Raw genomic sequence first — 12,402 nt, forward strand, 5'->3', positions numbered from 1 at the left:
TATCTGCATTTCACCTGACGGCAGCACTATTTACGCAATCACTGACAATACAGGTGGCACCTCTGGTCCTTCAGGAACAACAAGTGTTTCAATAGAGAACCCAGGGGTTATTGTAAAAATTCGGTATGTTGGCACAAACAACAGCAATTGGTATGCCGACAACGACAATGATGGCTATGGAGATATTAATGATGTTGTTGTTGCGGCTACACAACCCGCTGGATATGTTAGTAATAGTAATGATTGTGATGACACTAATAGAGCAATAAATCCAGATTCTGTCTGGTACCTCGGCGTGGACAGCGATGCGGACGGGTACTTCGGCAGCCAGATCACGGCAACACAGTGCGATAACCCAGGTGGGTACTCGACCGTGGCGCCGACCATTGACGACTGCGACGATGCCGACAGCTCAATAAACCCCGATACCGTGTGGTACCTCGGCGTGGACAGCGATGCGGACGGGTACTTCGGCAGCCAGATCACGGCAACACAGTGCGATAACCCAGGTGGGTACTCGACCGTGGCCCCGACCATTGACGACTGCGACGATGCCGACAGCTCAATAAACCCCGGTACCGTGTGGTACCTCGGCGTGGACAGCGATGCGGACGGGTACTTCGGCAGCCAGATCACGGCAACACAGTGCGATAACCCAGGTGGGTACTCGACCGTGGCCCCGACCATTGACGACTGTGATGATACGAATAGCAACATAAACCCCGATACCGTGTGGTACCTCGGCGTGGACAGCGATGCGGACGGGTACTTCGGCAGCCAGATCACGGCGACACAGTGCGATAACCCAGGTGGGTACTCGACCGTGGTGCCGACCATTGACGACTGCGACGATGCCGACAGCTCAATAAACCCCGATACCGTGTGGTACCTCGGCGTGGACAGCGATGCGGATGGGTACTTCGGCAGCCAGATCACGGCGACACAGTGCGATAACCCAGGTGGGTACTCGACCGTGGCGCCGACCATTGACGACTGCGATGATTCAGATATATCAGTCTATCCAAATGCTCCAGAAATTTGTGATGGTATTGACAACGATTGCGATGGAACGGTAGATGAAGGAGTAATAACAACTTTCTATGCAGATTTAGATAATGATGGATACGGAGATTTCTCTAATTGGATAGAAGCCTGTTCACAACCTGCTGGTTATGTTATGGACAGTAGCGATTGTGATGATACAGACTACACCATTAATCCTGACGCTACTGATATACCAAATGATGGCATTGATCAAGATTGTAATGGTGAAGACCAGACTACATTAGAATTGGATCAATTAAACATGATTAAAATATCGGTTACACCTAATCCGTTCAATGATCAAATTAATATTAAATTGCCGTCTAGTTTCAACAATACTGATTTTAACATAAAGGTATTTGACATGAATGGCAGATTAATCTTGGACAAAAACCTCACGAGCCATAATTCTTATATAAATATTTCAGGTCTAAACAAACTGGAACAAGCTGCATACATTTTGAGAATTGAAAGGAGAAAAACTGGTGCCAGCGTAACCAAAAGAATGATTAAATATTAATTTAAATCTCGATTGTAAAAAGGGGTGGACTGGTTTAGTCCACCCCTTTTTTTATGTAACCAATAAAACGGCTTTGATCCAGTATTGAGAATATTCATTTATAAATAAAAAGACCTTTTTACCAATTTTCAACATTTAAAACAATAAAGACGGCCCTAATTATTGAAATCAATAAATTTTAACATTTAATAATACATTGATAATCAATAATTTAATAATTCAATCATGTATTTCATCGATTATTTTTGCATTTCATGGAGTGGTTAAATATATTTGGTGCGGAAATAATTAGTCCCAAAAACTAAAATTTAACCTGAAATGGAAAAAATTGCTATTTGTTTAAAAAGCTCTCTCCTCTTAATATGCGTATTACTCTCATTCAGCGCATATTCTCAAACGCAAACATTTAACACTGATGGTACGTTTACCGTACCTGGCGGCGTTACCTCAATAACAGTACAAGCTTGGGGTGCCGGCGGTGGTGGTAGTAAGATTACAAATAACGGACTCCGCGGTGGCGGTGGTGGTGGTGGCGCATTTGCAAGCAGCACCGTTACGGTCACACCTGGTGCTTCCTACCCCGTCGTAGTAGGAGTTGGAGGTTATACCTCAGGAAACATCACCTATAATGGTACGTCATCAACATTCAACACCACCACTGTAATTGCAGCTGGTGGTGCTAGTAGCACCACTGATTCAACAACTGGAGGAGCTGGAGGCACAACTGCAGCCTCTACAGGAGATATAACATACGCAGGCGGAAATGGTGCTAACGGTGGTGCCACAAACTCAGGTGGCGGTGGTGGTGGTGCCGGTACTACAGGTGCTGGTGGAAATGCCGTTGCAGATACCGGTGGTACAGGAACCACATTAAATGGTGGTAATGGAGGAAATGGAGTTAACGGAAACAGTAATGGAAACCCTGGAGCAAATTATGGTGCTGGAGGGTCTGGTGCCTCTAAGAGCAGTGGAGGACCAAAAAATGGTGGCACAGGCGCTAACGGTTTAGTAATAATTACTTGGACGTGTCCGACATATAGCTTAACAAGTACAAGTGTTTCGTCCCCTATTTGTACAAGTTCATCTGCTACCGTAACCCTTAATGGTTCAGTGGGGAGTTTGCCTATTGGAACCTACACGGTTACTTACGATACATCTGCCCCAAATGCGGCCACAGGCTTAACAAGCTCAATGACAGTAAGTACCGCTGGAACAGGAACATTTACTACAAGCTCTTTGGCCAATACAGGTACAACGACAATAACCGTTACCGATTTATTGATTGGTAGCTGTAGCAGTACCGTAAGTGCCAACAATACTGCAGATGTAACTATAAATGGTGCACCTACAATTACAGGAACCACACCTGGATCAAGAGTAGGAACAGGTACCGTCAATTTAGCGGCCACGGCATCAAGCGGCACCATTAATTGGTATGCTGCTATATCTGGCGGTTCTTCTTTAGGCACTGGTCCAGCTTTTACTACGCCCAGTATAACAACCACAACAACATATTATGTATCAACAACCGGAACTTGCGGCACATCTACACCAAGAGTGGCAGTGACTGCCACAATATTATCATCCCAAATAAATGTTTCCGGACTAGGTAACACTATTCCTGGGGACGGGTCAAACACCCCTGATCTTTCGGACAATACCGATTTTGGAAAAGTACAGATAACGTCACAAACCACAACAAAAACATTTGTGATTACAAATACAGGAGGAACCGATATTACTCTGGGAAGCATTTCGTTAGCAGGTCCTTCAGAATTTTCGATAACAAGTGCTCCAGCTCCCAGTACTGTAATATCAGGAGGAGGAACTGCCAATGTGGTTATTTCTTTCGCTACCACGACCATTGCAGTACAAACCGACTTATTGACCATAGTTTCAGACGATCCTGCCATACCTAATTATCAAATAAACCTACAAGCAGAAGGCGATAAGGTATTTTTCGATAGTGATGGTGATGGGGTTTATGACGATGTTGATATTGATGATGATAATGATGGTATTATAGATTCTGATGAGGAAAATGCCTGTAGATTATCAAGTGGTGCAGCACAAGCAGATTATAAATTCCTTGATGAAACTTTTGGAACCGGAACCACTAGAAGTACGGCCATTAGTACCTTATATACCGCTAGTACAACGTATTGTATTGAAGATGGGAACAGCAGCGTAACATTAACTGATGAATGTGATACCTCCGCAAGTGTGAACGATGGAGAATATACGGTACATAGTTTTATTACCACTGGTGTAAGTGGAGAACCCGTAGGTCCTACCACAGCGGTATCGACATGGGCTTGGTATGCTTGGGCTCCTATTGAAGACCATACCCCAGGAGATACTGATGGTAGAATGGCCATTTTTAATGCAGATTATGACCCAGGTATTTTTTATGAAACAGAAATTACTGGAACCTTATCCAATGTACCTATAACCTATAGTTTTTGGGTAATAAACCTTGATAATGATGACAGTGTATTCAGTTCCGGTGAAAAACAAGCCAATGGACATAGAATATTGCCCGAAGTGACCGTAAACTTTTTAACATCAGATAGAAGCACCACAATTGCCACGTTCAATACAGGACCTATTACCAGATGTAGTGGAGACACATATGTTACTGCAGACCATACTGGTACCGGACCTCATGCTGCGGATGCAACCTATAATTTATGTGCAACATCTGAATGGAAACAGTTTTTACAACAATTTTCCACAACTGAAACATCGTTTATCGTGCAGTTTGTTAATACGGCACCTGGTGGCGGCGGTAATGACCTTGCTATTGATGACATAGAAATTAGGCAAACACTTTGTGATATGGACCACGATACTGTAGCCGATGTGTTTGATTTAGATAGTGATAACGACGGAATTCCAGATGTTGTGGAGGCAAATCCAACCGCAGCTAGTTTAAGTGAAGGTAAAGCTAATTTAACCGGCATCGGCTCTTGGGTAGATGCCAATGGGAATGGAATGCATGATTCTTTGGAAGCGATTGCTGCTGTTGATACAGATGGTGATGGCATCCCGGATTATATAGATTTAGACAGTGATAATGATGGATTGTTCGACGTGGATGAATATGGAGTGGTCAACTCTAATGATGCAAGCTTTCAAAATGGTGATGGAGATATAACGGGTGATGGTGTTGGTGACGGACCGGAATCTGAGACCTATAGGGAAAAAGATTCTGATGGTGATGGAGCTATTGAAGGGTATGGTGATGGAATCTTGGATATATATGATTTCCATGAAGGAAACACCAATTATACGGATTCTTATGGCAATAATAGTCAAGGTACTGCCCCGTTATATGCATTGGATTCTGACGGTGATGGTATCCCAGATTATAAGGACCCTTATAATGACTTAACTTCCACTTACGACATTGATACGGTAGAAATTTATGCAGGACTACCAAACACGGCCGGTGTTTTAGACAGCACCGTAGATGTAGATGGCGATGGTATCATGGCTTCCAGAGATGGCGATGACACGGTTTTTGGCTCTCCACGAAATTTAGATTTAAGTTACAGCTTATATTTTGATGGTCGTAATGATTATGTTGAAGACGCCAATGTGATTCCTTCAGGAAGTGCCACACTTATGGCTTTTGTAAAATCTAGTGGTGCCAACACCAATGGAGATGACAGAATTATTACTGGACAAAGTGATTTTTACATCAGAGTAAACGATGCTGATAATACCGTAACCGCTGTATCTGAGGGCATAGCTGTAACATCAACTACGGCCCTAACCGACGGTATTTGGACACATGTGGCCGTAACGACGGAAGCTGGCGGTGATGTTGTACTTTTTATTAATGGCATAGAAGAAGCCAGAGACACGTCAAGTTCCGGTGGTATTAGCAGTGCTTCTAATTTTATGATAGGCCGAGCCACAACGGATAATAATTATTTTAATGGTGAAATTGACGAAGTTCGTGTTTTTGATAATGCATTAACTACAGATGAACTCAAACGTATGGTTTATCAAGAACTGGATGACACAAACAGTTTTAATAGTGGAAAAATTATTCCAACGGATATTTCTGCAACTTTAGGAACCAATCTAGCTAAATATTATAAAATGGATGGCTATCAAGATGATATTCTTGATGACAAAAAAACAGGAACCATTGATGTTACAGGTGCCAAAATGTACAATTTCAAGGATATTTATTTCCAAAGAGCTCCGTTGCCTTATGAAACCGTTGCCGATGGAAACTGGACAAATAGTGCAAACTGGTTAAATGGAGATCAATGGGACATCATGTCAAAAGAAAACAACCCAGATGATGCTTCAATTGTTCACATTAAAAATAACATAACGTTGAACGGTACTTATGATACGCAAGGCATGGTTGGATTAATTGTTGATAGTTCACAAGAATTTACCATTGAAGCGGACAAAGGACTTTATAATAGTTGGTATTTAGAATTAAATGGACTTATTGATTTAGAGGGCGAGTCACAGTTGGTGCAAACACAAGACAGTTATTTTAGCCCGACTAGTTCAGGTAATTTGGAACGGGATCAACAAGGGTATTCCAGTACTTATTTGTACGATTATTGGTGTTCTCCTGTATCACCAACAAGTAATGCCAGTTATACGGTAGCAGATATTTTCAGTAATGTTGGTTTCTTAACATCGGGATATAATGGTACGGCTTCACCAGTACAAAATGCAGACTATTGGATTTGGAAATACGCCAACAGACCTAACAACATATATGCCGAATGGCAACATGTAAGAAGCACCGGATCATTATTGGTTGGTGAAGGTTTCACCATGAAAGGTCCGGGTACGGCAACTGCAGACCAAAATTATATTTTGCTCGGCCAACCAAATAATGGAGATTTCAGCTTACCAATAACCGTAGATAACCAATACTTAATTGGTAACCCTTATCCATCAGCTATGGATGCCAATCAGTTTATTTTGGATAATATTAGTGTAGCAGATGGTGGAAATAATGCGACAAACGTTATAAATGGCGCACTATATTTCTGGGACCATTTCTCAATAAACACCCATTACTTGACTGAATATCAGGGTGGATACGCAGTTTACACTTTGTTAGGTGGAACAGTTGCCATATCAACCGATGCCAGAATTAATGCCTCCTATGCTTCAGGAACAAAGCAACCTGAAAGATACATTCCAGTGGGTCAAGGATTCTTTGTCTCTGCTGTTGATGACAGTGGTGTTGCCGGTTTAACCCAGCCCATTGTAGGCGGAAACATATTATTTAAAAATAGCCAAAGAATTTTCCAAAAAGAAGTCGTTTCAGGTTCCAATACGGGCTCAGTGTTCTTTAGAAATGCACAAAAATCAAAATCGTCTGCAGAAAATCAATCGGCCGAAACTGGAGAAAGAATAAGATTGATGTTTGATTCACCAGGCGGATACCACAGACAGCTATTATTAGGTGCTGATAGCCATGCCTCAAATAACTTTGATTTAGGATATGATGCCCTATTGATAGAAGATAACAAAGAAGACATGTATTGGAATTTGGATTCGTCTAAATTAATTATTCAAGCTGTTGGTAATTTTAATTTAGATCAGAGCATTCCGTTCAGTATGAAAATAGCTAAAGAAGGTTTGGCTGTAGTAAAAATTGACAATTTGGAAAACATCGATGCAAACATGAACATATTTGTTCATGACTTGGAATTGAATACATACCACAACCTTAAAGAAAGCGATTTTATTGTCTCATTAGCCCCTGGTGTATACTCCAATCGTTTTGAAATTACATTTTCAAACAATGCTTTGCTAAATACTATAGAGGTTGATTTATCAAGGTTAAATGTGTACTTCTCGAACGAAAAAGAAAGTATCATTGTTAACAATCCAAAGCTTACAAACATAAATACCGTTGAAATGCTTAATGCTCTAGGTCAGTCTGTATTTAAAGTAAACAAAAATTCAAACGAAAAAGATCTGGAATTTAATACAAGAAACCTAAAAACCGGAATGTATATTATCAATTTGACCACAGAAAACAGTACAGTTTCGAAAAAGGTGTTAGTTGATTAACAATTAGATTTTAATAATATGTAAAAGCCCTAAACTAAATTTGGGGCTTTATTTTTAAATATGCATTTCATCGAATTTTTTATACGTTTTATCGATTTTAAAGTTAAGAATCTGTATATTAGCTAAATAGCCTCTAGTTCATAAAACAAATTTTTAGCCCCATCTAACTGCCTACTTATGAAGATTATTGCTCTTAAAATGGTTCTGATGCTTGCTCTTTCTTTTTTGAGCATTAAAACAAACGCCCAGCTTCATGAAACGCCCAGTTGCGCCCATAATTTTAATTTAAATTGGACAACAAGTATGAGTGGTCAATTTTACTGGCCTCCAGGGCAGCTTACCCATACCTACTTTAATGTGAATGGATCCGAGACCGACATAACCATAACATTTACAGGAGAGACTAGCACATTAGGGTATTGGTCTGGAAGCACTCCAAAGGTTGGAACCCAATCAAGTTATTTATATTATGGAATTGATTTATTGTCCAACGGATTTTCAGGTACTGGAATTACGTGCACAATTACATTTAGTAAAGCCGTATATGCCTTTTCATTTGATATTCACCACGTAAACAGATGGGAATCCAATGGTGATAAATACACATTCACGGGGCTGGATAAATATGGAAATACCATTTACCCTGAATTTACAAATTCCCCGTCCCCCACTTATGTATCAGATAATAGTACCGGAATTGTAAACGCAATTTCCAACATTACTGCCGGAGATAATTCTATTGTTGGCGTTAACTTTTCAAGTCCAAATCATATTACGAGCGTTTCTTTTTTGTGGGAAGATTGTGATACATGCGACTATAACTTACCACACGCCACAGGCATAGGTAATTTCAGTTTTTGTACACCCCAAGATTTGGGTTTTGATGGCGTTGATGACTACATTGGTCGCGGTGCTTTTTTAGGAGGTCAATCTGAAACAACCATGATGGCCTGGGTTAAACTCGACACTAATTCTGATGGTGGTGAAATTATGGGACAGCGCAACTTTAGGCTATTTATTGATTCGAATAAAAGATTAAAGGCATTTATAAAACCTAATAATGGCCTGGATATTATTTCACCCGACCTTGATACCGAAAGTTATTTGGAGGAAGACCTTTGGCATCATACCGCATTAACATTTGATGGTAATTCTGGTACAGCAACCCTATATTTAAACGGTAACCCTATTTGGAATTATGAAGACGACTCATTAATTGGTACAAAAATTATTGAAACCCCCGAATGGAACTCTGAATACGATTTTGAAATAGGTAGAAACACAGAATTCAACAACAATTACTTTGAGGGATCAATCAATGAATGCCGCGTTTACAATAAAGCCTTAAGTCTTGACCAGTTGCAGCAACAAATAAATCAGCAAATTGAAAATAACGATGGAAAAGTTAAAGGCGCAATAATTCCAAAAAACATTGAAGGTTTGTCATGGAACGATTTAATTCTCTATTACAAAATGGGCATTTTAGATACTGGATATACTCCTGACGAAGCCAATAACGGAACAGATGGCACACTACATAATATGACCATCAATCAAGAATACACTGCACCCCTTCCATATACAAGCAAAATATCCAGCAATGGAAATTGGACAGACCCAAACAGTTGGCTGCACGGAGATGTTTGGAATATACCCTATAATGATCATGCCTTTTCTATTTTTCAAATTAATGGAAATATAGAAGTTAACACCAACATCAATACAGCTGGACTTATTGTTGAAAAAGGCGGTGTTTTAACCTTAAAACAAAATTCGGCCCTATTTAATTCCAGTTATTTAAAGCTTGATGGCACTATAGCCCTTGAAGGTAAGTCTCAATTAATTCAGACAGAAAATAGCATTTTGGACGAAACCAGTTCCGGTGTGTTAAAAAAAGACCTTCAGGGAACCGCTGATAAATACACCTACAATTATTGGTCATCTCCAGTAGGAGAACAGAATAGTATCACAATAAATAACGGTTATATCCTGGAAGATATTTTTGCAGGTGTTAACTTCTTAACTTCAGGTTATGACGGTACTGCAAACCCGGTCTCCATTGCAGATTACTGGATTTGGAAATACAACAATGCCTTGAACAGTAACTATTCAACGTGGCAACACGTTAGGAGCACTGGTAAAATTTTCCCAGGTGAGGGATTTACCATGAAAGGTCCGGGAACAGGCACTATTGAAGATGTTCAAGATTATACCCTTGTAGGAAAACCGAATAATGGAGATATTGGCTTAACCGTTTATGCCGGAAACGATTATTTTGTAGGCAACCCCTACCCGTCAGCTATAGACGCGGTTAAATTTATTGAAGACAACAAATCTACCATTGCCGGAATTGGGGCAACCAGCGGAACACTTTATTTTTGGAAGCATTGGGGAGGTGGTTCTCATGTAGCTAGCGACTACCAAGGCGGTTACGCTACATTTTCGCTTTCAGGTGGTGTACCTGCAGCATCAAAAAATGCTGAAAGCGCTATTGTTTCAACGGGCGGCACTCCAATAGAAATCCCAAACAGATATATACCCGTTGGCCAAGGCTTTTATGCCACTGCCGAAACAGATGGCATCATTACTTTCAATAACAGTCAGCGTGTTTTTCATATTGAAGATAGCACCCAACGAAAAACAGGTGACAATTTTAAAAATAAAGTTTCACATAATAACGACCCAAGAATGAAGCTTAGGATTGGCTTCACATCAGTTAATACTTTAAGAAGACAATTATTAATAACCGTGGATGAAGAAGCAACCATTGGGTATGATTGGGGTTATGACTCTAAACATATCGACACACAAATTGATGACATGTATTGGCTTATTGACAATGAAAAATATACCATTCAGGGCATAAACGAAATTAACGAACAAAGCATTATCCCTTTGGGCCTTCACACCAAAACAGATGGATTTAACAGTATTGCCATTGATGGGCTGGAAAATGCCCCTACGGATTTGCAAATTTATTTACACGATAAAGAACTTGATATTTATCGGGATTTAAGACAGGATAAATATGAAACCTTTTTAGCTTCTGGGGAATATACGAATCGCTTTGAAATTACCTTTACAAAACCACAGACCATGGGCACTGAAGATTATGCAAACAAACAAATTGAGGTTTATTTTTCAAATGAACAGAACAATATTGTAATTAATAACCCTTCTTCAAAATTAATTGAATCTGTAGAAATGTTAAATATGCTTGGTCAGTCTTTATTCAAATTTCAAACAAACACAAACCATAATTATTTGGAGTACAATGCCAGTCAAATTAACCCAAGTAATTATGTTTTAATGATTGAAACAGAAAGTGGTATAATTTCAAAAAAAGTACGCGTTGAATAAAAAATTTCAATCAATGTTTGAAAAGTAAAAAACTTGCAGTTTAAACCGGATGTTTTACCACGCAAGCACTTAAATAATTTAAAACTAACTACTTACAAAGTAAAAATATAGGATATTACAATAAATAAAGTTAAATCTTAATCACAAAAATCAAGATATTGCGAATAAAATGTGAGAAAAAATCAATGCCATATCACATATAGACAATTAGAGTATTCATATGGTACTAAAAATCTGGGAGAATAGATTCCAGTAATACAAGGAACGCAGCCAAAAAAGAAGCCGTAGTATTTATATTCTGAAAATTCAATCCGAGTTGTTCAACATTTCAAAAAAAGTGTAATAATATGCTTAATCGAGCTTTGTTAAATCTCTAAAACACATCATTTTTGACTACTTTTTTTGAACATCGAAGGTTTAACTTCAAAGTTTTCATCAAAAATAAAAAATAATGCATTTCATCGTATTTTTTTGTTTTTTGTCGATAAAAAAGAAAAATAATTTTATATTAGCCGCGTAAATGATTTCAAAAGGAATTATTAAACATGATTAATCCATAAAACAAAAAAAATTATAATACAGACCAAAGATTAAAAATGTATTTCAACGAGTATTTTTAACCAACGTCCATTATTAGTATATTTTTGTACCACCCTCATGATTATTGATTAATAGCAGTTAGACCCCAAATAATTTGTCTTCGAGTCCAGTTGGCTCTTAGACAATGTTGTATTAGTTGAATAATACTCAAAAACTATCAATCATAAGATAATTATGACGAATAATTACTTTAAGAACATAACCGCTTTAGTATGCTTATTTATTATAAGTCTGCATCTACATGCTGTTCCTTATTATTCTGCAAAACCATCAAAAGAAAATACGACGCCAATAACCTCTGTGTATTACGGAGCACTTTCTGATTATGTAAGATGGGTTGGCAACGAAGATTCTAAATTAGGATCATTACTCCTTGTTAACAGTATTAATTCAGAATTTCTTGCTCCAAATTTATTGTGTCCAGTAGATATAACGGTAGATAATGATTTTGGCACTTGTGGTGCAGATATAACTAGTGCAGGCTTAACTCCAACCTATGATATTCCGAGTGTTACATCTTTAACATGGACTATGACAGGTGCCGTTACTGACTTTAGTCCAGGAAGTGGAATAAATTTTATTCCAGATTATACCTTTCCGGTAGGGATTACTACTATAGAGTATACTGCTTATGATGGTAGCACAACTGAAACTTGTAGCTTTACCGTTGAGATTAACGATATCGAAGACCCTACGGCATCCAACCCTGCGGACATAAACGTTCAGTGCTTGGCCGATGTCCCCGCTGCAGACCCTGCTGTCGTGACCGACGAAGCGGACAACTGTGGCACGCCTACAGTAACCTTCATAAG

General features: G+C 39.1%; 4 protein-coding genes. All 4 read left to right on the plus strand.

Going from position 1 to position 12,402, the window contains the following annotated elements:
* The first annotated feature begins 673 nt into the window (after positions 1-673).
* Positions 674-1,564 (plus strand): T9SS type A sorting domain-containing protein, encoded by an 891-nt coding sequence (locus tag ACB104_RS15940; RefSeq protein ID WP_370480339.1) that lies wholly within the window; start codon positions 674-676, stop codon positions 1,562-1,564.
* Positions 1,565-1,882: 318 nt separating this feature from the next.
* The gene (locus ACB104_RS15945; protein ID WP_370480341.1) at positions 1,883-7,630 is read left to right on the plus strand and encodes a DUF8693 domain-containing protein; all 5,748 of its coding nucleotides are present in this window, start codon (positions 1,883-1,885) and stop codon (positions 7,628-7,630) included.
* Between the two features lie 177 nt (positions 7,631-7,807).
* Positions 7,808-10,990, plus strand: a complete 3,183-nt coding sequence (locus ACB104_RS15950; RefSeq protein ID WP_370480343.1) for a DUF8693 domain-containing protein — start codon at positions 7,808-7,810, stop codon at positions 10,988-10,990.
* A 774-nt stretch (positions 10,991-11,764) separates the two neighbouring features.
* On the plus strand, positions 11,765-12,402 hold a 638-nt coding region (locus ACB104_RS15955), incomplete at its 3' end, for an HYR domain-containing protein (protein WP_370480345.1).

This window comes from Tamlana flava, from assembly GCF_041287255.1.
Classification (GTDB): Bacteria; Bacteroidota; Bacteroidia; order Flavobacteriales; family Flavobacteriaceae; genus Tamlana; species Tamlana flava.